The following is a 22,357-nucleotide window of genomic DNA, read 5'->3' as shown; positions in this document are numbered from 1 at the left end:
AACAACGTGCGGCTATAGGTTACCTTGCCGCGTCAGCGGCGGTTTTTACCCAACCATCAAACTGTGCCTGATGTGCTTTGATCCAGCCATCCACATGGCGTTCGATATCTTTCTGGCTGCTCTCTCCGCTGCGCATCCGCATATTCTGCGCGTTGATGTCAGCCAACGGCAGTTTCATGATGGCAAACAGCTTGGCCGCTGCCGGATTTTTCTCGGCCCACGCTTTGTTCGCTGCGATGCGGATATTATTCACGGGGAAGCCGTAGTCGTTGCCGTTAGCAAGCTTGGTGCTGGAGCCTTTCATTTCTCCCGGTTGAGAAGAGAAAGGCACCTGTAGCCAGACAACATCGCGCCCCGGTACCAGAACATCACTGACCCAGTAGGGTGTCCACGTGTAATAGAAAACCGGCTTGCCTTCTTTATAGCGGGTAATGGCATCCGCGATCATCGCGGCGTAGTTACCCTGATTGTGCTCGACCGTATTGCTTAATCCGTAAGCCTGAAGGTGATGATTGATGGCGGCTTCACAACCCCAACCCGGCGCACAGCCGATCAGGTCCGCTTTGCCATCACCGTTGGTATCAAACAGCTTGGCGATCTCCGGATCTTTCAATTGCTCAACGTTGGTTATCTGGTACTTTTCCGCGGTCTTTTTGTCGATCAGATAGCCCTGCGCTGCGCCGCCAACGTAGACGCCGTCGCGATAAAATTTGACATCACCGCCCGCCGCTTTGTACATGTCTGCTTGAAGCGGATCCCAGTTGGCTGCGGTGAAGGTGGCATCGCCGGAGGCGATGGACATATAGGCGACGTTGTAATCCACTTCGCGGATCGGTTGCACGTCGTAGCCCAGTTTCTCCAGCGCGCGGCTGACCAGCAGCGTCTGGAAGGTTTCTTCCGAAATGGTGCTCTGCACGGGCTGAACACGGATACCTTTGCCCGGCTGATCGGCGGCATAGAGCGGCGAGCCTGTCAGCGCGGCAATCAGGGCAACAGCCCCGAATCCGGTTTTCTGCATCATGGTTTATCCCTCTTTATGTGTAATGTGATTAACGCGTGAACGGGCGCAAGATCAGCCCCAACGGACCGGTGCGATACCAGGATTGATTGCCACGGCTACGGCGGTCACGTCCCAGAGACTGAGTCAATCGGTCCAGAATGATGGCAAGAATAACGATCCCGACGCCGCCCACGGCGGCCAGTCCCATATCCAGACGCCCGATACCGCGCAGCACCATCTGCCCCAATCCGCCCACGGCGATCATCGAAGCAATCACCACCATGGAGAGCGCGAGCATCAGCGTCTGGTTAACCCCCGCCATGATGGTGGGCATTGCCAACGGTAACTGTACTTTGAACAGCATCTGGCGCGGACTGGCGCCAAAGGACTCCGCGGCCTCTACCAGATCGGCGGGCACCTGCCGGATACCGAGGATGGTCAAACGCACAATCGGCGGCAGTGCAAAGATAATGGTGACCACCACACCGGGGACATTCCCGATACCAAACAGCATGACAATCGGCACCAGATACACAAACGCCGGTGTGGTTTGCATGGCGTCGAGCAACGGGCGCACCACTTTTGCTGCACGCTCACTGCGCGCCAGCCAGATGCCGAGCGGCAGACCAAGCAGCATGCAAAAGAACAGGGCGGTTAATACCAGCGCCAGCGTGACCATGGCCTGTGACCAGGCACCGATAGCACCGATGGCGACCAACGATATCAACGTTGCGGCCCCCATACCCAGTGATGACATCTGCCAGGCGATAAGGGAGAACACCACAATGGCAATCGGTGCTGGCATACCTAACAGCGCCTGCTGGAAACCGTTGAGAATGATGTCAACCGGCACGCGAATGCCTTGAAACAGCGGACGGAAATGCAGCACCAGCCAGTCGATCCCTCCGGTGACCCAATGATCCAACGGAATCAACGTGTCTTTGAACGGATCTAACAGCGAAAAGTGTTCCTGAGCCGGTGCCGGGGCGCTGTTCAGCCAATCAGCGCCAGACTGGGCGGCATCCTGAGCGGGCGCACCCCAGGCATCTGCGCTGTTAGTCGCGGCGTCACCCGAAGCCGATGCACTCTGTGCTGCCGATGACCAGGGATCGCCATTGCTGCTGGTGGCTGCCTGTTCGGCAGCATTGACCGGTGTTTGCGTGGTGTCCCACGGATTGGTTGCGTTAGTCATTGTTGCTGCCCTCCTTGTCTAATGCCTGTAACAGCATGCCCTTGGAAATAATGCCGATATATTCACTGTTCTCACCGATGACCGGTACGGCGCAGGGGGCCTGCGCAACCTGTGAAATCAGCTCGTTAAGTGACATATCTGCGGGCACGGGGGCAGGGTCGGGCAGCAAAGCCTGTTCCAGCGGTTGTTGCGCGTGTAGTGCTTTTTTCAGCGAATCGATAGACACCACGCCGATAAATTTTTTGCCTTTTTCCAGCACGTAGCCATATTCACGGTCATCATCCTGTAGGATCTTGAGCGCCGAGCGCGGCCCAACGCCGGGCGTTTTGCGGATCAAAGTGACGGGACGACGACGCGCAATATCTTTGGCACTGAACACGTGGCTGATATCCACGCCGCGGAAGAAGGTACGCACATAGTCATTAGCCGGGTTGTTGAGAATTTCATCCGGCGTGCCTACCTGGATCACTTCACCACCGTGCATAATGGCGATGCGATCGCCGATGCGCATGGCTTCGTCCAGATCGTGGGAAATAAATACGATGGTGCGCTGGTGGCGCGATTGCAGTTTCACCAACTCATCTTGCATTTCAGTGCGGATCAGCGGATCGAGCGCTGAAAACGCTTCGTCCATCAGCAGGATATCGGGATCGTTTGCCAGTGCACGCGCCAGACCGACGCGTTGACGCATCCCGCCGGAAAGCTCATCCGGATACGTGTTGGCATAGGCTTCAAGACCCACCTGTTGCAGCGCTTCGAGCGCTTTCTGTTCGCGCTGTGCTTTATCGACGCCCGCCAACTCCATGCCAAACGCCGTGTTAGCCAACACGCTCAGGTGCGGCATCAAGGCGAATGACTGGAACACCATGCTGATTTTTTTGCGGCGCAGGGCGCGCAGTTCCGTGTCTGATACCTCAGCGATGTTTTCGCCGTCGATCAGTACCTGACCGCGAGTCGGTTCAATCAGACGATTGAGAAGGCGTACCAGTGTGGATTTACCCGAGCCGGATAATCCCATGATGACGAATATCTCGCCTTCTTCAATGGCCAGATTGGCGTCTTTCACGCCGACAGTGAGCCCGGTTTTTTCAAAGATCTGATCTTTGTTTAGCCCTTTGTCTATCAGTTTAAATGCCCTGTCAGGGTGCTCGCCAAATATTTTATAGAGATGCTTAACTTCGAGTTTTATTGCCATGAAATGATAAAATTCCTCTGTGATTTATCGTTCTATATTTCGTCCTGATGAAGGTGAAAACACGCCATACCCTACCATACTCAGATTCTGAGGCAACCCTTGATGCCGAGGATGGTGCTATGAGGATATTCATTTTCATGCCGTCTGATAGGCCATTATCCATTATTTTATGCTGTCTGGTTTTTATATTATTTGTTGGTGTTTTTTATTAATTTTTTCATGTATTTAAATTTTTTGTGTGTTTTGAAAATCGGTGTTTTAAATGGTTTTTACGTTTAGGTATATTGTGGGTAATAATGGGTGTGAATGATGTTTTGATTTTTTTTGAAATTACTTATGCCATTGCAGTGATAAAGGTGATTTATATCGCTATTTGGTGATGGTTATTTTCGGATTACACTGAAAATGATTACCCCATCGAAAGGGGAAAAATGCCACTGTCAATACTTTATATTTCCCCGTTACACGCATTGAAATAGAGGATGCCAACAGGCATCCCCCGATATACCCGTCATACTTCAAGCTGCAGGTGCGTTGGCGGCGTTCTCTCACCCGAATCACTTACCTGAGTAAGCTCATCGGGATTAATGAATCTCATCCCTGAGATTCACCCTGTGGGCCAGCGCAAGCGCTGTTCAAAACGTAAACGTTTTGTCCTGCAACTCGAATTATTTAGGGTATAAGACTCTTTCACCGTCTTTACTGGCAGGAAATGGCGCTGACCACGCCGGATTGTTCCAGTGCCCAGGCGGCACGCAGACAAATATCTTCCCGCCATGGGGCAGCAATAAGTTGCACGCCAATCGGTAACCCTTTTGTGGTCATCAACGGCACGGTGACGACGGGAAGCCCGACAAACGAAATAGGCTGGGTCAACATGCCCATACTGGCGCGTACGGGCAGATCGGTGTGATTGATTCGCATCGTTTCCTGGCCGATAAGGGTGGCGCAGCACGGCGTCGCCGGGGCAATCAGCAGGTCCACGTGTTCAAACAGCGGTAATACCTGACGGCGAAAGACGTCACGAAAGCGCTGAGCCTGTAGATACCAGGCCGAAGGCAACATGGCGCCCGCCGTCAGGCGTTCACGTGAATGCGGCTCAAATTTTTCAGGCGCGTGGCTTAGGGCGGAGAGATAACGGTTGCCCCCTTCGCTGGCCGAGAGAATAAAGGCGGCGGTGCGAGCCAGCTCGGCCTGGGCGATGATCCTTTCTTCGCTGGTCGCCAGCGCGTGTGCCACACGTTGCACGGCAGCGCGCGCATCATCATCGCAGGCCTCACTAAAGTAACCAGAAAGCACGGCACTGCGCAGGCCGTGGGCGCCCTCCTGCAAGCGGGATGCGCTAGAAAGGAGCGGCTGCGGGCACTGAAAGCGATCGTCACTATCCATGCCCTGTAAGGCATCGAACACCTGGGCCAAATCCTCCGTGCGACGTGCCATTGGGCCGATATGATCGAGGCTGGCAACAAACGGGTGGCTACCTTCACGCGATAAGCGGCCAAACGTCGGCTTCAGACCAAAAATGCCGCACAGCGACGCGGGCACCCGAATCGAACCATTGGTATCGCTGCCCAGTGAAAAGTGCACCAGTCCCGCGCCGACCGCAGCGGCGGAGCCACCGGAAGAACCTCCCGCGATGCGGGTTGGATCGAGTGGATGGCGAGTCGGTCCGTAGTGACTGTTTTCGGTGGTGAAACCGTAGGCGTAAGCATCCATATTCAGCATGCCGTAAAGCAGAGCACCGCTGGCGCTTAACTGGCGCAGCGCAAACGCATCGCGCTTGGCGGGAGGCTGGTCGGCAAACAGCTGTGCGCCTGCCAGCGTGGTTTCTCCGGCAACGTCAAACAGGTTCTTTACCGCATAAGGCACACCTGCCAACGCTGGCAAAACGTCGCCGCGCAGTCGCCTCGCATCCAGCGCATCGGCCTCTTGTTGCATACGTTGGCCTGTGACCTGGGTATAGGCATTTAACGTTGGGTGTCGCTGCGCGATGGCATCCAGCGTAATGTCGGCGATCTCACGGGCGGCAAGTTCTCCACGTTGCAGATGTTGTTGCAGTTGGGTGATGGATAATGCGGTGAGTTCCGCCATCGACAACGGGAGGGTCATAATTGATAAACCCCCGCGATCTCTTCCCGCATCTCCAGCGGATAGTCCATCAGCGGCTGCGCCATCTCTGCGATGCGCTGTAACTGGAGCAGCACCGCGTCATGGCGCTCCGGGGGGAGTGGCAGATTCAGCAGGGTTTCCATCTGTTGCAGATACGCGCTTAGGGTTTCAGGGGTATGAGAGGTCATCGGTTCTCCTGTTATTTCACGATGCAGAGGCGTTAGCGTGAAACGTGTGTTGCAAGAGTTGTTCCAGAATGGTGTCGAGACAGAGCGGGCAGACGTTTTTTCCTATTGTATGTCGGTGATGGGCTTGTGTTAGTGTGATTGCAACGAAAGTTGCAGTGACACAGAGAAAACGGAATCACCATGACACAAATTGATGAGCGGCTACGCAGTCGTTACAGCACACTCTCTGGGCAGGAACAGCGCATTGCCGATTTTATCTTTACCCATTTCGACGACGTGATTGGTTATAACAGTGCCGAACTGGCGCGGCTGAGCGGCGTGTCGAAAGCGACCGTCAGTCGCTTGTTCAAGCGGTTGGGGTATGCCAGCTACCGTGATGTGCGTGAAGAGCTAAGAACCTTGCGCCAAAGCGGGATGCCGCTGGCTGAGAGCCGTGATGCGGTTCAGGGCAATACGCTGCTGGCGCGCCACTGTAAACAGGAAATGGCGAATCTGGCGCAATGGATCAACCGTATCGATCCGGCACAGTTTGGTGCCATTATCGATGCGTTGCTGCGGGCCCGACAGGTCGCGATCGTCGGTCTGCGCAATAGCTATCCGGTGGCGCTTCATCTGCGCCAACAATTGATGCAGGTGCGTGCGCAGGTGGCGCTGCTGGCCCAACCGGGGCAGACGCTGTCGGAGGAGATTGCTGACCTGGGACCGCAGGATGTTGCGGTGATCGTGGCGTTTCGCTGCCGTCCGCGCGTTATCCAGCCGCTACTGGCACAGTTGCAGGCGCGTCAGGTGCCCGTGGTACTGATCTGTGAACCGCAGGCCAATGGCTTATTTCCGTTTGCCACCTGGTCACTATGTCTGCCATTGGACAGCGTTTCCGCCTTTGATAGCTATAGCGCGGCCATGAGTCTGGCCGGGTTGCTCAGCAATGCGTTACTGCATGAAATGTTGCAACAGGGCCGTCAACGTATTCATCAAATCGCCGATCTTTATACCCACCTGGATGAATTAGAGCAGCGCTAAGCGAGCGCCAAAAGAGTGCTTTTGCACTTTTTTGGTGCTCGCTTAGCGCTGCATTTTTTGCGCGTTTCAACCCCGGCTCGCTCAACTTCCCCCTTGCTACGCCTGATTAGCACACTTTTTAAGAGTGGCATGCCCTTTGCTTAGTGAATGAAACGATAGTTTCACTTATCGCTTGTTAAGAACTTTTGGTTTCATCTGACTCTCAACCAGGAGATACGCAATGGGCATCAAAAAACACTTTATCGCGCTGGCTGGCGCACTGCTGTTAGTCGCACAAGCGGGCAACGCGGTTGCCGATCAGCTTCAGGACATTGAACAGCGTGGTGTGTTACGCGTGGCAGTACCGCAAGACTTCCCGCCGTTTGGATCAGTCGGCACCGATCTGCAACCGCAAGGGTATGACATCGACGTCGCTCGCTATCTGGCACAGGAGATGAAACTAAAGTTGCAATTGGTGCCAGTGACCAGCGCCAACCGTGTGCCTTATCTGCAAACCAATAAAGTGGATCTGGTGATCTCCAGTCTGGGTAAAAACGCTGAACGTGAAAAAGTGATCGATTTCAGCCGCGCTTATGCACCGTTCTTTCTCGGCGTGTTTGGTCCGCAGGCTGGTACGGTGAGCGATGCGCAGCAACTGGCAGACAAAAGCGTCGGCGTAACGCGTGGTGCCGTAGAAGACATGGTGCTGAGTGAAATCGCCCCGAAAGCGGCGCAGATAAAACGCTATGAAGATAACAACACCACGCTGTCGGCGTATCTGTCCGGGCAGGTGGAGTACATCGCTACCGGTAACCTGGTGGTGGCAGCCATTGCGGCGCAAAACCCTGCCAAGGCACCGGTTGCCAAATTTATGCTGAAAGACTCACCGTGCTATATCGGCATCAAGAAAGGGGAAGCGGCGCTGCAAGCTAAGGTGGATACGCTGATTGCCCAGGCGTTGGCGGATAACACCCTGAATTCGCTCTCTGAAAAGTGGCTGAAAGCGCCATTGCCCGCCAGCCTGCTGACTGAATAACCGGGTGCTTAAGGGAGACATGCCATGACCTATCAACTGAATTTTGCCGCGCTGTGGCCTTATTGGCCCGAACTGCTCGCGGGGCTGTGGGTGACGGTCCAGTTGACGGCCATGGCGACCTTTGGCGGTATTGCCATCGGCATCTGTGGCGCGGCATTACGCAGTGGCCGCCCCTCGCTGCCAAGCCGCCTGTGGGGGCTGTACGTTGAACTGATCCGCAATACGCCGTTTGTTGTGCAGCTGTTTTTCATTGTTTTTGGCCTGCCAACGCTCGGCTGGAAACTGACGGCGGGTGAAGCCGCGCTGCTGGCGATGCTGATTAACCTCGGGGCCTACAGCACGGAAATTATCCGTGCGGGCATTCAGGTTACGCCGAAAGGGCAGTGGGAAGCCGCGCGCGTGCTGGGGCTGACGCGCATGCAAACCTTTGTGCGCGTTATTTTGCCACCGGCCATGCAGCGCATTTATCCGGCGCTGGTGAGCCAGTGCATTATCGTGATGCTCGGCTCCTCCGTGGTGTCGCAGGTCTCTTATGAAGAGCTAACCTTTGCCGCCAACCTGATTCAATCGCGCACCTTTCTCAGCTTTGAGGTGTATCTGGTCACCACGCTGTTTTATCTGGTGCTGTCGTTGTTGATGCGACAACTGCTGATGATGGCGGGCCGTCGTTTACTCGGGAGAACGCACGGGTGATGAACTTTACCGATTGGGATATCGTGCGCAACCTGCTGCTGGCGGCGCGTTGGACACTGCTGCTCTCGCTGACGGCCTTTTTCGGCGGTGCGTTGGTGACATTGCCACTGCTGTTGGTGCGGCTAAGCCAGCGCCGTTGGGCGGTACGTTTTACGCATTTCTATGCCGGTGTGTTTCAGGGAACGCCGCTGTTGATGCAGCTGTTTCTGGCCTTTTTCGGCCTTGGCCTGTTTGGCATTGATGTCAGTCCCTGGACCGCGGCGGCACTGGCACTGACGCTGTTTACCAGCGCATTTCTGGTGGATATCTGGCACGGCAGCATCGTGGCATTGCCAAAAGGGCAGTGGGAAGCGTCGCGCTGTCTCGGGCTGAGCTTTGGTCAAACGCTGTGCCGGGTGGTTGCGCCGCAAGCCATGCGCATCGCGATCGCACCCACGGTGGGGTTTTCGGTGCAGGTGATTAAAGGGACGGCGTTGGCATCGATCATCGGTTTTATCGAACTGACCAAGGCCGGCACCATGCTGAACAACGTCACCTATCAACCTTTCAAGGTCTTTGGCCTGGTCGCACTGGGCTACTTCCTGATGTGTTATCCGCTGTCCTACTACAGCCGCTATCTGGAGAAGAAATTCAATGCCGCTCATCACCATTAATCAGGTGCAGAAATACTACGGCCAGAATCACGTCCTGAAAGGCGTCGATCTGGATATCGATATGGGCGAGGTCGTTTCCATTATCGGGCGCAGCGGCTCGGGAAAAAGCACGCTGTTGCGCTGCATTAACGGCCTGGAAGGCTATCAGGAAGGCAGCATTAAACTCGGTGGCGTAACCGTGACCAATCGCGATTCACAAGCGCGTGAAATCAGCCGTTCCGTGGGCATTGTGTTTCAGAACTTTAACCTGTTCCCGCACATGAGCGCGCTGGAAAACGTGATGCTGGCCCCCCGTTTGGTACTGAAAAAAAGCGAAGCGGAGTGCCGTGCTTTGGGGGAGCAGATGCTGGCGAAAGTCGGGTTGAGTGAACGCCTGCACTACTCACCGGCCAACCTGTCTGGCGGCCAGCAGCAGCGCGTGGCGATTGCCCGCGCGCTGGCGATGAACCCCAAAGTGCTGCTGTGCGATGAAATCACCTCTGCGCTCGATCCTGAACTGGTGGGCGAAGTGCTGAAGGTGCTGGAGCAACTGGCAGCAGAAGGCATGACGCTGATTTTGGTCACACACGAAATGAACTTTGCCCGGGAAGTGGGCGATCGGGTGGTGTTTATGCATGAAGGCACCGTGTGGGAACAAGGCGACAGCCGCGCGCTGTTCGCGAACCCACAGACCCCCGAACTCAAACAATTTATTGCGTCGGTGCGTGGTTTGACGGAGGCCTGAGCCCCGTTGCTGGCAGCGAACGTTCCTGATTTTTTTGGAGTTGTGCATGATGAATAACGACTTATACGCGCAGATCAATCCGCCTCACCGTTTACTGATGGGACCCGGTCCGATCAATGCGGATCCCCGTGTACTGCGCGCCATGGCATGTCAGTTGATTGGTCAATACGATCCGGCCATGACGGAATACATGAACCAGACCATGGCCCTTTATCGTCAACTGTTCCGCACGGAAAACCGCTGGACCATGCTGGTGGATGGCACCTCGCGCGCGGGTATTGAGGCCATTTTACTCTCGGCGATCCGCCCCGGCGATCGGGTTTTGGTGCCGGTGTTTGGGCGTTTCGGGCATCTGTTATGTGAAATTGCGCGCCGCTGTCGCGCTGACGTTCATACCATCGAAGTGCCCTGGGGGGAAGTCTTTACCCCGGATAAAATTGAATATGCTATCCAACGGTTACGCCCACGTGCCTTGCTGACGGTGCAAGGCGATACCTCCACCACCATGTTGCAGCCGCTGGCCGAACTCGGGGATATCTGCCGTCGCCATGATGTGCTGTTTTATACCGATGCGACCGCCTCGTTCGGTGGTAACGCGCTGGAGACCGACGCCTGGGGATTGGATGCCGTTTCTGCCGGGTTGCAGAAGTGTCTGGGTGGCCCTTCAGGTAGCGCGCCAATCACCCTCAGTCCGAAGATGGAAGCGGCCATACGCCGTCGTCGCTGCGTGGAGCAGGGGATTCGTACGGCGGAACATCGCGACGGTGAAGAGGAGATGATCTACTCCAACTATTTCGATCTCGGCATGGTGATGGACTATTGGGGCCCCGAGCGCCTGAACCACCATACCGAAGCCACCAGCATGCTGTTCGCCGCACGGGAGTGTGCCCGAGTGATGCTCGAAGAGGGATTGGATAAAGGCATCGCGCGTCATGCGCTGCACGGTGAGGCGCTGGTCGCCGGTCTGGAAGGCATGGGGTTGCGCATTTACGGTGACAAGCAACACAAAATGAATAACGTGACCGGTGTGGTTATCCCTGAGGGCATACAGGGTGAGCAAATTCGCCACTGCTTGCTGAATGATTTTGCCATTGAAATCGGCACCTCATTTGGTCCGCTACAGGGGAAAATCTGGCGTATCGGCACCATGGGGTATAACGCCCGCAAAGATTGTGTGATGCAAACCCTGAGCGCGCTGGAAGCGGTGCTCAACCGCCACGGTTTCCGCACGGTGCAGGGCGCGGCATTGCAGGCGGCATGGGATCGTTATGACGCCAGTGCCGGAGTTACGCGATGAGTTCGCCGTGGTTATCGCACTTTACGGCGCAATCGGCTGCCGAGCGGGTCATGTGGCGCTGCGATACTTTGGCAGAGATCAGCGAAGACAGCGATCAGCTAACGCGGGTTTATCTGTCGCCACAGCATTTGCGCGCCAATACCTGCGTGGGTGAATGGATGCGGGAAGCGGGAATGCAGGTATGGCAGGATGCGGTCGGCAATATCTGTGGTCGCTATGAAGGCAATCTGCCCGATGTGCCTGCGGTAGTGTTAGGTTCGCACCTTGATACGGTGCGCAACGCCGGGCGCTACGATGGCATGCTGGGCGTTTTGGCGTCCATTGAAGTGGTGCGCTTTCTGCATCAGCAACAGATTCGCCTGCCAGTGGCGCTGGAAATTGTGGGATTTGGTGACGAAGAGGGCACGCGGTTTGGTATTACGCTGCTGGGCAGCCGAGGGCTGACCGGTACCTGGCCTGAAAGCTGGTTATCCTGTCAGGATGCGCAAGGTATAAGCGTGTCACAAGCGTTGACGCAGGCAGGATTATGCCCGGAAGGCATTGGGCGTGCGGCGCGCACGCCACAAAGCATCGCTGCCTATCTGGAAATGCATATTGAGCAAGGCCCTTGTCTGGAGCACGACGACGCCGCATTGGGCGTGGTGACAGCGATCAACGGTGCACGCCGGTTAAACTGTGTTTTTCAGGGAACGGCGGGTCACGCCGGTACGGTGCCGATGACGCAACGTCAGGATGCGTTGGCGGCAGCGGCACAATGGATGGTTGCGGTTGAACAACTGACACAAGAGCAGGGGGCCGGTTTGGTGGCAACCATCGGCACGTTGCAATGTGCGCCGGGGGCGGCGAATGTGATACCGGGCGAGGTCCGTTTAACACTGGACGTGCGCGGACCGGAGGAGCAGGCTCTGACCACGTTGCTGGCGAACTTATTGTCTCATGGCGAGCAGATTGTGCAGGCGCGCGGCTGCCGCTTTGCGGCTGAAGAGTATTACCGCATTGCGCCAACGCGCTGTGATGATGGATTACAGCGGTTGCTGCGTGAGGCGGTTACACAGGTGCAAGGGCGTGCTCCCGCTCTGCCGAGCGGTGCCGGTCATGATGCGATTGCGATAGCAGAGCGTTGGCCGGTCGGTATGCTGTTTGTGCGCTGCAAAGGGGGGATTAGCCACCACCCGGATGAGTCGATCACCACGGCGGATGTGGGGCAGGCGCTGCGCGCGTGGCTGGCGGTGGTGCTTAATTTTGGTGAAAATAGTGACTTGCGAGTCGGCGTTTAAAGCATCAGGGGCTTTTATGCTACGTCTGCGTAGAGTTTCGTGCGCGAAAATGTGTGGTTTATCTCTGCCACTTGCGTAGCACGCGCGCGACGAGGGGAATGCAATCGCCCATTCCCCTCGACCCCAAGCTATTTGCGTAATGCCGTCGCTACGCGATACCTTCGGAAAACGCTGCCGCCGGACGGACCGCCAGCGACGCGTTCCAGACGCGGCGCTGACTTTCGCAGCATCCATGCAGCTCATCCTGGCGTCATCCTTTTCCTCAGCGCCATTCAACGCGGGGGGAAACCCCAAATACCTATGAGAAATAGCGGCCTGAGCCGTCTCACCTACTACAGAGTGAACCTGTCCGCGTCATGCCATGCCGGAAACGCTTCACGGTAGCTTTGCAGGGCTTCCAGAGACAGTTCTGCGCTGATGTGCGCGGACTGATTCTCCGGCGCTCGCGCGACGATCTCACCCAGCGGGTTGATTATCTGACTGTCCCCCTGATAACTGTGATCGTTGCCATCCGCGCCGACACGGTTGCATCCAGCTACATAGGCCTGATTTTCAATGGCGCGTGCTGCGAGCAGCGTACGCCAATGGTGCGCGCGCGGGGCGGGCCAGTTCGCCACGTACAGCGCCAGATCGTAGTCCTGGCGGTTGCGTGACCACACCGGGAAACGCAGGTCATAGCAAATCTGCGGCAATATCCACCAGCCACGCCATTCGATAATCAGGCGCCCTTGTCCGGCTTCAAAATGGTGATGCTCGTTGGCCATGCGAAACAGGTGGCGTTTGTCATAGTGGTAAACGTCGCCCAACGGTGAAACCAGCACAAAGCGGTTTACCGCGCCCTTGGGCGTGGAAACCGCAATGCTGCCGCCGATGAGCGCATTGGTCTCTTTGGCCCATTCTTGCAGCCAGGTTTCCACCACTGATTTTGACAGCCCCTTGCCCGCGGCATTCATGGCGAATCCGGTGGTAAACATTTCTGGCAACACGATAAGATCGCTGCCGCGCACCGTTTCCAACTCGGCATCGAAATGGCTCAGGTTGGCTGGCCCATCGAGCCATACCAAGGGCTGTTGTAGTAGCGTGATAGTTAAAGTCGACATAAGCGCTCCGCTGCTGCTTGCAAGGTAGATTCCTGTTTAGCAAAGCATAGCCGAATCAATTTGTGTGGGAAGGGATCGGCGCAGAAAACCGAGAGCGGAATCGCCGCCACGCCAGCGTGTTCCGTTAGCCAGCGACAGAAAGTGACATCATCGAGATCAGAAATGGCACTGTAATCCGCCAGCAGGAAGTAGGTCCCTTCACAGGGCAGCACTTCAAAACGGCTGGCGGAGAGCGCATTGACCAGAAAATCACGGCGTGCCCGATAGAATTCCGGCAGTTCCTGCCAGTGCTCTGGTGCATGGCGCAGCATATCGGCAATGGCTAATTGTGCCGGCGTATTGACGGAGAACGTGAGGTACTGGTGTACCTTGCGAATTTCTGCGCTGATGGCGTCAGGCGCAATGCAATAACCCACTTTCCAACCGGTCATGTGGTAGGTCTTGCCGAAGGAAGAGACTGCGATAGCGCGCTGGCGCAGTTCGCTGTGGCGCAGCACGCTGGCGTGTCCTTCCGGTGCAAAGCAGATGTGTTCATAGACTTCATCGCTCAACACGTAGATTTCCTGGTTGGCTATCGCCTGCCATAAATGCTCGAAATCGCTCTGACGCCACACGGTGGCAGACGGATTGTGTGGCGTGTTGAGGATCACCAGACGAGTACGGACGCTTAACAGCGCGCGAAACGCCGCCCAGTCCACGCTAAACAGCGGTGGCTGTAGCGCTACGCGTTTAACCACACCGCCCGCCAGCTCAATAGCTGGCGCATAGCTGTCATAGCTGGGATCAAAACAGATAACTTCATCACCGGGCCGTACCAGCGCAGCGATGGCGGCAAACAGTGCTTCGGTGGCCCCAGCCGTGACTGTGATTTCCTTGTCGGCATCGGGCTGCCAGCCATATTGTGCCGCAGTTTTTTCGCCGATCGCGCTGCGCAGCGGTGCAGCACCGGTCATCGGTGCATATTGGTTTGCCCCTTGGGCAACGTGATAGGCCAGACGTTGTTGCAGGTAATCGGGTCCGCTGAAATCCGGGAACCCCTGCGACAGGTTGATCGCCTGATGCTGCTGCGCCAACGCGCTCATTTGAGTAAAGATGGTGGTGCCCAATGCGGGCAGTTTGCTTTCGGGAAAAAGTGCGGCACTCATGGTAGAAATGAACTCCTGCAAACCTGCTGTATTGCGAGCCAATATAACACGATGCTAGTATTTGGCAATCAAGACGCATAGACGTTTAAACGGCTAAATTCCATTGACGTCTAACCTATAACAAAACGTACTAACCACGGTGCGAAACGCTGTGGTGAAGAGCACACCTGCACAGGATGAACGATGAGTGAAAACCCAGAACTGGCGGCGTTAGTCGCGGCCTGTCATTGGATTGGGCAAAAAGGATGGTGTCCGGCAACCGGCGGTAATATGTCGGTGCGTCTGGATGAAGACCGTTGCCTGATCTCTGAATCCGGTAAGGACAAAGGCAGTTTGCATCAGGATGATTTTTTACGGGTGAATATTGCCGATAACCATGTCCCCAGCGGGCGCACGCCGTCGGCTGAAACCGGTTTGCACACCTTGCTCTATCGCCGCTTTGCGTCAGTCGGAGCCGTGTTGCATACCCATTCCGTGAACGCGACAGTGCTCTCCCGCGTCGAGAAAAGCGATGCGCTGGTGCTGGAAGGGTATGAGATGCAGAAATCTCTGCAAGGGCAACATACCCATCTTGACCGCGTTGCCATTCCCATTTTCGCCAACGATCAGGATATTCCCGCACTGGCAGCTCGCGTGGCGGCGTACGCCGATACTCAGGCGCTGCGCTACGGTTTTTTAGTGCGTGGTCATGGGCTTTACTGCTGGGGAGACGATGTTGCACAGGCGCGCCGTCATCTGGAAGGGCTCGAGTTTCTGTTTCAGTGTGAACTGCAACGACGTCTGCTGGAGGCTAAATGATCAAGGCCATCGTGACGGATATTGAAGGCACCACCAGCGATATCCGTTTTGTGCATAACATCCTGTTCCCCTACGCGCGGGCGCGTTTAGCCGAGACCGTCGCGCAGGCTGACACGCAGCCAGAAATCGCCGAAACGCTGGCGTTGTTACGCGAAGAGCTCGGTCAGCCGCAGGCGCACGCGTTCACCTTGCTGGAAGCTCTAAATCAATTTATGGAGCAGGATCGCAAATCAACGGCATTAAAACGTCTGCAAGGCATTATCTGGCGCAATGGCTATCTCAACGGCGATTTCCGTGGCCATGTCTATGACGACGTTGCGCCGCAGTTGCGCAGATGGCGCGAGCAGGGTATCGTGCTCTACGTCTACTCATCGGGGTCGGTGGAAGCACAGCAACTGCTGTTCGGTTACAGCGATGCAGGGGACTTACGTCCGTTGTTCAGTGGTTACTTTGACACCCGCGTTGGGGCCAAGCGCGAAGCGGGCTCATACCACCATATTGCACAGGCAATTGGGCTGCCGGGAGAACAACTGCTGTTTTTGTCTGATATTCATCAAGAGCTGGATGCTGCTGCCGAGGCTGGTTGGCAAACGTGTCAGTTGATCCGTGATGAAGCTGATGTAGAAAGCTTCCATCGTCAGGTGGTACGTTTCGACCAGATTGACCCATCCCAGGCCACTCGCGCCGTTTAAGGAGCCTTGCCATGAGTGCATTAACCATTTTTAACGACAATGACGCCAGCCAATCGGTATGGGACAGCCGCGATGCGGAGGCCATCCAAACGGCGCTTGCCGCGATTGGGGTGCGTTTTGAACGCTGGCAGGCCGATCGTACGCTGAGCGTCTCTCCGTCAGCGGAAGAAGTGCTGGCGGCGTATCAGCATGAGATTGATAAACTGGTGGCAGAGAAGGGCTACCAAAGCTGGGATGTGATCAGTCTGCGTGCCGACAACCCGCAGAAAGAGGCATTGCGCACCAAATTTCTGTCTGAGCATACACACAGCGAAGATGAAGTGCGCTTTTTCGTCGAAGGTGCCGGGCTATTCTGCCTGCACCTGAACGGCAAGATTTACCAGATATTGTGTGAGAAGAACGATCTGCTGTCGGTACCCGCGGGTACCGCACACTGGTTCGATATGGGCGCCGAGCCGCATTTTACCGCAATTCGCCTGTTCGATAATCCCGACGGTTGGGTGGCGCATTTTACCGGTGATGCCATTGCCGATGCTTATCCAAAACTGGCATAGTCGTGCTGATTTTTCCTCCAGCCATTGGCTGGAGGAAGGGCATTACCGTAATGCCTGAGTGAAGATCCCTGCTTGCACCTGTTCGGGTGTGATCACGCCGCTATCCAGCACCCAACCGCTAATCAGCGAAGCGGGTGTGACATCAAAAGCCGGGTTATAGACCTGTACGTCTTGCGGTGCCCACTGACAAATGCCAAAGCTGCCCGCCACGCCGGTCACCTCGCTGGCGGCGCGTTGCTCAATGGGGATCGCCTTGCCATCCGGGCAGGCTGCATCGTGCGTCGTGTGCGGTGCGGCGACATAGAACGGGATACCATGATAATGGGCCAGCACCGCCAGGCTGTAAGTGCCAATTTTGTTGGCAATATCACCGTTTGCGGCAATGCGATCGGCGCCGACCCAGACGGCATCGACTTGACCCTGTGCCATCAGGGTGGCGGCCATCGAATCACAAATCAAACGATAGGGAATGTTTAATTCCCCCAACTCCCAGGCGGTTAGCCGCCCCCCTTGTAATAAGGGGCGCGTTTCATCCACCCAGACCCGCTCCACATGCCCTTGGCGGTGCGCATGGTGAATCACCCCGATGGCGGTGCCGACGCCCGCGGTGGCTAATCCTCCGGTATTGCAGTGGGTAAGCAGACGGCTGCCGGGTTTGACCAATGTCGCTCCGTGCTGAGCAATCTGTTCACACAGTGCGCGATCCTCCTCGATCAGACGCAATGCTTCCTGTACCAGTGCGGGAACATGCTGAGGCTGCTCCAGTGCCCGTTTCATACGATCCAGATTGTTCATCAGATTGACGGCAGTTGGGCGCGTGGCACGCAGGGTTTCCAATGCGTGCTCGAGTGCGGTTACTGGCATGCCATTTTCTGCCAGCAGCGCTAACAGCACGCTGGCGGAAAGCCCGATCAGCGGTGCGCCGCGCACCCGCAAAGTACGAATATGTTCAACCAGCGCCGCCACATCCGGGCTAGGGTGCCACACCGTTTCCTGGGGTAAAGCCTGTTGGTCGAGGATCCAAAGTTGATTATTCGTCACCTTCAGGCTCAGTGTGTTAAAGCTCTGCATGGGTCGTTAAATTCCTGTTGCGTATTGCGTTGATTTTCTTATTCTGCCAATATGAAAAACAGAAGTATAGACGTCCAAACGCTTTTATGTCTAAAACCGGATGGCGGATAGCGAATTAATCGATGGTCGAGTTACAAGAAGAGGTGGTGATGTCCCTATATCGTACCTTTAGCGCGGTAGATGCCGTTGAATATGCCCGTCAATTTGGTGCGGTGCCGGACCCGCATACGCTGGTGGTCGCCGATGAAATTGGTGATGGCAACCTTAATCTGGTGTTTAAAATCCGCGATACGCAGGGCGTGAGCCGTGTCATTGTGAAACAGGCGTTGCCTTATGTGCGCTGCGTTGGGGAATCCTGGCCGTTAACCCTCGACAGAGCGCGTATTGAAGCGGAAACCCTGCTGGTGCATGCGCAATATTGCCCACAGCACACGGTCAAGGTGCTGCATCATGATGCGGCGTTGGCAGTGATGGTGCAGGAGGATCTTTCTCATCTGCATATTTGGCGGCGCGAGTTGGTGGATGGTCAGGCCTATCCGCAGGCGGCGGCGCAGGTGGGGGAGTATCTGGCGCAGGTGTTGTTCCACACCTCTGATTTTTATCAGCATCCGCATGAGAAAAAAGCGGCGGTTTCACGTTTTATCAACCCTGAACTGTGTCAGATCACCGAAGATCTGTTTTTTACCGACCCCTATCGCGACCATGAGCGTAACCGCTTTGATACCGCGTTGCGCCCAACGGTGGAAGCGCTGTGGCGTGACGCGGCACTAAAGCGCGCCGTGGCGGCGCTCAAGCACCGTTTTCTGGCGAACGCAGAGGCACTGTTGCACGGGGACATTCACAGCGGTTCGATTTTTGTCGGGCCAACGACGCTGAAAGTGATTGATGCAGAATTCGGTTTCTATGGGCCCATCGGGTTTGATATTGGCACCGTGCTGGGCAACCTGTTACTGAATTTCTGTGGCCTGCCAGGGCTGCTGGCCCCGCGAGACGCCGCCGCTGCGCGCGATAACCGTTTACAGGATATCACCGCGCTGTGGCACGCCTTTTCCGTACGTTTTAGCGCGTTGATTGAGGTGTACGGCCGCGATCCGGCGCTGGTGGAATCAGGGTATGCAGAGCAGTTCCTCAAACACGTGTGGCAGGACACCCTGGGTTACGCCGGTACAGAATTGATTCGGCGCGCGATAGGCTTCTCGCACGTTGCCGATTTGGCAAACATCGTGGAGCCGCAGGCGCGCCACGCCTGCCAGCGTCACGCCGTTGAATTGGGTAAAACGTTGATTCTGACTGCAAGTGATATTCCCGATGCCGCTGCGCTGTTGGCGCGGGTGCGACAGAGCGGCGCGTAATGTAAAGGCACAGGCGGTAAACCGACGCATGGGCTGCCGCCGGTTTACCGCTGCGTTATCCCTGATGTGACAACATAAAATCAGTCAAGACGTTCAATGGCCAGTGCCACGCCCTGGCCGCCTCCGATGCACAGCGTTGCCAGCCCCAGCGTCTCATCACGCGCCCGCAGCGCATGCAGCAGCGTCACCAGAATGCGCGCGCCGCTGGCACCAATCGGGTGGCCGAGCGCCATCGCTCCGCCGTTGACGTTAACTTTTTCCCGATCGAATTTCAGCGTGTTGCCGACCGCCAGGAACTGGGCGGCAAAGGCTTCGTTGGCTTCGATCAGATCAAAATCGTCAATCTGCAATCCTGTCTGTTGCAGGACTTTTTGCGTGGCGGGCACGGGCCCCATCCCCATCAGCGCGGGGGCGACACCGCCGCTGGCATAACCGCGGATACGTGCCAGTGGCGTCAACCCGGCAGCCCGCGCAGCGTCTTCTTCCATTATCACCAGCGCGGCGGCACCGTCGTTGATGCCTGAGGCATTCCCGGCGGTCACGGTGCCCGCTTTGTCAAAGGCCGGACGCAAAGCTGCCAGCCCTTCCAGCGTAGAGTCCGCTTTGGGAAACTCATCGGTGTGGAACACGACCTCTTTTTTGCGCAGCTTGACGGTGACGGGGACGATCTCTGCATCGAACGCGCCGGATTGAATCGCCGCAACCGCCCGTTGCTGGGAGATGAGGGCTGCTTCATCCTGCATGGCGCGGCTGATGTCATAGGCTTTGGCGACGTTTTCCGCGGTGATGCCCATATGATAACCGTGGGTGGCGCAGACCAGGCCATCGCGCAGGATAACGTCTGACAACTGCCCATCGCCGAGGCGGTAGCCCCAGCGCGCTTTGGCATCAAGCAGGTAGGGGGCCTGGCTCATGTTTTCCATACCACCTGCCACCAGCGTTGTGGCCTGACCAGATTCAATCGCCTGCGCGGCTAACGCTACGCTTTTCAGCCCCGATCCGCACACCATGTTGACGGTGTAGCCGCACACCGTGTCTGCCAGGCCGCTTTTCAGCAACGCCTGACGCGCCGGGTTTTGCCCGAGGCCTGCTTGTAACACGTTGCCCATGATCACTTCATCGACACATTCCGCATCAAGGTTGGCGCGCGCGAGTGCCGCCTTGATAACGGTAGCCCCCAAATCGACAGCACTTACACCAGCAAGCGATCCGTTGAAACTGCCGATGGCGGTACGTACTGCACTCACGATAACGACGTTTTTCATGTTGTTTTCCTCTGTTTCATCACCGCGACGTTAAAAGAACGTCAAACCCACGACAAAAATCACCCCGGAGAACAGCAGCGCGGTGATGCAATACCCCATGATGTCGCGCACGCCCAGTCCAGCGATGGCAAGCGCAGGCAGCGCCCAGAAGGGCTGTGCCATGTTCATCCACTGCTCGCCATAGGCGATGGCCATCACTGATTTGCCCAAATCGGCACCTAACGCCTGTGCCGCCGGCATCACGAATGGCCCCTGGATAACCCAGTGGCCGCCGCCGGAAGGCACGGCGAAGTTGATCAGCGCAGAGCTGAAGAAGGTCATGACGGGGAAAGTGTCTTTATTGGCGACGTTGATGAAAAATTCGGTGATCAGACCGCCCAGCCCGGAATGTTCCATCATGAGCTGAATACCGGCGTAGAACGGGAACTGCACCAGAATACCGGCGGTACTGCGTGCCGCCGCGCTGATAGCCCGCATATAGGCCATAGGCGTTTTATGCAGCAGCAGACCGGCAATCATGAACATCATGTTGACGGTGTTAATGGTGATGTTGAACCCTTTCTCCGCAAAGTAGATGCCCAGATAAACGACACCCAGAGCGCCGATAATCAGTGCCAGAATGCGGCTCTCTTCCAAACGCTCAGAGGGTGGCGCATCGGCAGGCAAGGTTTTCTGGAAGTCGGTATCGTCCTTTAACAGCGCAGGATCGATGGAGATGACATCGCTGGGTCGCGGCGTCATCATGCGGGTCACAAACGGCATGACGACGATCAGGCCGAGCGTGATAAACAGGTTAAAACCGGTAAACAGGGTGTGAGACACTGGCACCAGACCGGCGATGTGCTCTACCGGGTTGCCGGGCGTTGCCGCCAGCAGAGGCATTGAGCCGGAGAAACCGCCACCCCAGGTGAGAAAGCCAATATAAGCGCAGGCGATCAGGAGCGGATAGTCCGATCCGGGCACACGGCGCGCCACTTCGCGTGCAAACATCGCGCCGACGATCAAACCGAAGCCCCAGTTGATCACGCAGGCGACAGAGCCGAAGAATGTCACCAGCATCACGCCCTGTGCCGGCGTTTTGGCGGCGGAAGCCGCCAGACGCAGCAGGCGTTTGACCGGTGGTGAGCTTGCCAACGCATGGCCGGTGACAATGATCAGCGCCATCTGCATGCCGAATGCCAGCAGATTCCAGAAACCATCGCCCCACAGTTTCACCATGCTGAGCGGCGTTTGTGGCGTGAGCCACAACGCCACGCCGAAGGTAATCAGCGTTAACAACATGGCAAAAATCAGCGGATCGGGCAGATAACGGCTGACGACGCGCGTCATAAAACGCGAGATACGCCCTATCATGCATCACCCCCGACAGTGGCTTGCCACATCGGTTGCAGCGGTTCTGCCACGTCGAAGTGCGCGTCGGTTTTGGCGCGAATGCTGTCCACGCCATGGCCCGGTGCGATTTCGGTGAGCCACATGGCACCGTTAATAAAACGGAACACCGCCAATTCAGTAACCAGCATATGGACGGCATGCTGTGCGGTCAGCGGCATGGTGCAGCGTTTAAGGATTTTGGCGGTGCCGTCTTTGGCGCAGTGTTCCATGGCGATGATCACTTTCTTCGCACCGGTAACCAAATCCATCGCACCGCCCATGCCGGGCACCATCTTGCCGGGAACGACCCAGTTAGCCAGATTGGCCTCTTCATCCACTTGCAGGCCACCCAGCACGCAGGCATCCACGTGGCCGCCACGGATCAGGGCAAAGGAGAACGCGCTGTCGAACATCGCGGCGCCGGGCAGAATGCCGCAGGGTTGCCCACCGGCGTTGACCAGATCGGGATGCGGCTCGGTTATCGGGCCAAGGCCAAGAAAACCATTTTCTGATTGCAGCGTGATATCAATGCCTTCTGGCAGATAGTTAGCCACCTGCGTCGGCAGGCCAATCCCCAGATTGACCACATCGCCGTCTTGCAGCTCTTGCGCCACGCGGCGCGCAATACGTTGTTTGGCATCCATGA

The 22,357-nt window shown here is 56.5% G+C and carries 22 protein-coding genes; 11 read left to right on the top strand and 11 right to left on the bottom strand.

Features of this window, described 5'->3' with window-relative positions; translation table 11 throughout:
- Nucleotides 1–19: 19 nt before the first annotated feature.
- The 5 genes from proX to hpxX all read right to left on the bottom strand — a co-directional run bounded on the left by proX (nucleotide 20) and on the right by hpxX (nucleotide 5,684).
- Entirely contained in the window at nucleotides 20–1,018 is a 999-nt protein-coding gene (gene proX / locus K6K13_RS16685; RefSeq protein ID WP_222161148.1) for a glycine betaine/L-proline ABC transporter substrate-binding protein ProX, read from the bottom strand.
- Nucleotides 1,019–1,049: 31 nt separating this feature from the next.
- Nucleotides 1,050–2,192 (bottom strand): glycine betaine/L-proline ABC transporter permease ProW, encoded by a 1,143-nt coding sequence (gene proW, locus K6K13_RS16680; RefSeq protein WP_222157990.1) that lies wholly within the window; start codon nucleotides 2,190–2,192, stop codon nucleotides 1,050–1,052.
- A complete protein-coding gene (proV, locus tag K6K13_RS16675; protein ID WP_222157989.1) occupies nucleotides 2,185–3,387 on the bottom strand; it encodes a glycine betaine/L-proline ABC transporter ATP-binding protein ProV in 1,203 nt (400 codons plus the stop codon). The genes proW and proV overlap by 8 nt, the downstream gene beginning before the upstream one ends.
- A 699-nt stretch (nucleotides 3,388–4,086) precedes the next feature.
- Entirely contained in the window at nucleotides 4,087–5,478 is a 1,392-nt protein-coding gene (locus K6K13_RS16670; RefSeq protein ID WP_222161147.1) for an AtzE family amidohydrolase, read from the bottom strand.
- Nucleotides 5,479–5,492: 14 nt separating this feature from the next.
- Nucleotides 5,493–5,684 (bottom strand): oxalurate catabolism protein HpxX, encoded by a 192-nt coding sequence (hpxX, locus tag K6K13_RS16665; protein ID WP_222157988.1) that lies wholly within the window; start codon nucleotides 5,682–5,684, stop codon nucleotides 5,493–5,495.
- Nucleotides 5,685–5,864: 180 nt separating this feature from the next.
- Between hpxX and K6K13_RS16660 the strand changes: the two genes are divergently transcribed.
- From K6K13_RS16660 to hpxK, 7 genes are all read left to right on the top strand, one after another.
- Nucleotides 5,865–6,704, top strand: coding sequence for a MurR/RpiR family transcriptional regulator (locus K6K13_RS16660; protein ID WP_222157987.1), 840 nt, complete (start codon nucleotides 5,865–5,867; stop codon nucleotides 6,702–6,704).
- Nucleotides 6,705–6,924: 220 nt separating this feature from the next.
- Nucleotides 6,925–7,719, top strand: a complete 795-nt coding sequence (locus K6K13_RS16655) for a transporter substrate-binding domain-containing protein (RefSeq protein WP_222157986.1) — start codon at nucleotides 6,925–6,927, stop codon at nucleotides 7,717–7,719.
- Between the two features lie 24 nt (nucleotides 7,720–7,743).
- Complete coding sequence (locus K6K13_RS16650; RefSeq protein WP_222157985.1) at nucleotides 7,744–8,412, top strand: amino acid ABC transporter permease; 669 nt, start codon at nucleotides 7,744–7,746, stop codon at nucleotides 8,410–8,412.
- Complete coding sequence (locus K6K13_RS16645; protein WP_222161146.1) at nucleotides 8,412–9,065, top strand: amino acid ABC transporter permease; 654 nt, start codon at nucleotides 8,412–8,414, stop codon at nucleotides 9,063–9,065. The genes K6K13_RS16650 and K6K13_RS16645 overlap by 1 nt, the downstream gene beginning before the upstream one ends.
- Entirely contained in the window at nucleotides 9,046–9,789 is a 744-nt protein-coding gene (locus K6K13_RS16640; RefSeq protein ID WP_222157984.1) for an amino acid ABC transporter ATP-binding protein, read from the top strand. Before K6K13_RS16645 ends, K6K13_RS16640 begins: the two co-directional genes overlap by 20 nt.
- A gap of 49 nt (nucleotides 9,790–9,838) precedes the next feature.
- Nucleotides 9,839–11,086: a pyridoxal-phosphate-dependent aminotransferase family protein gene (locus tag K6K13_RS16635; protein ID WP_222161145.1), complete on the top strand. Its 1,248-nt coding sequence runs from the start codon at nucleotides 9,839–9,841 to the stop codon at nucleotides 11,084–11,086.
- The gene (gene hpxK, locus K6K13_RS16630) at nucleotides 11,083–12,363 is read left to right on the top strand and encodes an allantoate amidohydrolase (protein ID WP_222157983.1); all 1,281 of its coding nucleotides are present in this window, start codon (nucleotides 11,083–11,085) and stop codon (nucleotides 12,361–12,363) included. The genes K6K13_RS16635 and hpxK overlap by 4 nt, the downstream gene beginning before the upstream one ends.
- A 332-nt stretch (nucleotides 12,364–12,695) precedes the next feature.
- Here hpxK and K6K13_RS16625 read toward each other — a convergent pair whose 3' ends face one another.
- Entirely contained in the window at nucleotides 12,696–13,463 is a 768-nt protein-coding gene (locus tag K6K13_RS16625; protein ID WP_222157982.1) for an amidohydrolase, read from the bottom strand.
- Nucleotides 13,451–14,608, bottom strand: coding sequence for a pyridoxal phosphate-dependent aminotransferase (locus K6K13_RS16620; protein ID WP_222157981.1), 1,158 nt, complete (start codon nucleotides 14,606–14,608; stop codon nucleotides 13,451–13,453). The genes K6K13_RS16625 and K6K13_RS16620 overlap by 13 nt, the downstream gene beginning before the upstream one ends.
- Before the next feature lie 183 nt (nucleotides 14,609–14,791).
- On the opposite strand from K6K13_RS16620, the gene K6K13_RS16615 reads away from it, so the two are divergent.
- Genes K6K13_RS16615 through K6K13_RS16605 form a run of 3 tightly spaced genes read left to right on the top strand, consistent with a single transcriptional unit; the run spans nucleotide 14,792 to nucleotide 16,652 of the window.
- Nucleotides 14,792–15,406 (top strand): methylthioribulose 1-phosphate dehydratase, encoded by a 615-nt coding sequence (locus K6K13_RS16615; RefSeq protein WP_222157980.1) that lies wholly within the window; start codon nucleotides 14,792–14,794, stop codon nucleotides 15,404–15,406.
- A complete protein-coding gene (mtnC, locus tag K6K13_RS16610; RefSeq protein ID WP_222157979.1) occupies nucleotides 15,403–16,098 on the top strand; it encodes an acireductone synthase in 696 nt (231 codons plus the stop codon). The genes K6K13_RS16615 and mtnC overlap by 4 nt, the downstream gene beginning before the upstream one ends.
- 11 nt (nucleotides 16,099–16,109) lie before the next feature.
- Nucleotides 16,110–16,652 (top strand): 1,2-dihydroxy-3-keto-5-methylthiopentene dioxygenase, encoded by a 543-nt coding sequence (locus tag K6K13_RS16605; protein WP_222157978.1) that lies wholly within the window; start codon nucleotides 16,110–16,112, stop codon nucleotides 16,650–16,652.
- Nucleotides 16,653–16,694: 42 nt separating this feature from the next.
- On the opposite strand, the gene mtnA is transcribed toward K6K13_RS16605, so the two are convergent.
- Nucleotides 16,695–17,723 carry an S-methyl-5-thioribose-1-phosphate isomerase gene (gene mtnA, locus K6K13_RS16600; RefSeq protein WP_222157977.1) on the bottom strand — a complete coding sequence of 343 codons (1,029 nt, stop codon included), beginning with the start codon at nucleotides 17,721–17,723 and terminating at the stop codon, nucleotides 16,695–16,697.
- Nucleotides 17,724–17,872: 149 nt separating this feature from the next.
- On the opposite strand from mtnA, the gene mtnK reads away from it, so the two are divergent.
- Nucleotides 17,873–19,075, top strand: coding sequence for an S-methyl-5-thioribose kinase (mtnK, locus tag K6K13_RS16595; RefSeq protein ID WP_222161144.1), 1,203 nt, complete (start codon nucleotides 17,873–17,875; stop codon nucleotides 19,073–19,075).
- Nucleotides 19,076–19,155: 80 nt separating this feature from the next.
- On the opposite strand, the gene K6K13_RS16590 is transcribed toward mtnK, so the two are convergent.
- From K6K13_RS16590 to K6K13_RS16580, 3 genes are read right to left on the bottom strand one after another with little or no spacing between them, the layout of a single operon-like run.
- Complete coding sequence (locus K6K13_RS16590; protein ID WP_222157976.1) at nucleotides 19,156–20,340, bottom strand: acetyl-CoA C-acetyltransferase; 1,185 nt, start codon at nucleotides 20,338–20,340, stop codon at nucleotides 19,156–19,158.
- Between the two features lie 30 nt (nucleotides 20,341–20,370).
- Entirely contained in the window at nucleotides 20,371–21,693 is a 1,323-nt protein-coding gene (locus tag K6K13_RS16585; RefSeq protein WP_222157975.1) for a TIGR00366 family protein, read from the bottom strand.
- The gene (locus tag K6K13_RS16580; protein ID WP_222157974.1) at nucleotides 21,690–22,355 is read right to left on the bottom strand and encodes a 3-oxoacid CoA-transferase subunit B; all 666 of its coding nucleotides are present in this window, start codon (nucleotides 22,353–22,355) and stop codon (nucleotides 21,690–21,692) included. The genes K6K13_RS16585 and K6K13_RS16580 overlap by 4 nt, the downstream gene beginning before the upstream one ends.
- Nucleotides 22,356–22,357 lie beyond the last annotated feature (2 nt).

The organism is Symbiopectobacterium purcellii, from assembly GCF_019797845.1.
GTDB lineage: Bacteria > Pseudomonadota > Gammaproteobacteria > Enterobacterales > Enterobacteriaceae > Symbiopectobacterium > Symbiopectobacterium purcellii.
This window is presented reverse-complemented; position numbering and strand designations above follow the sequence as displayed.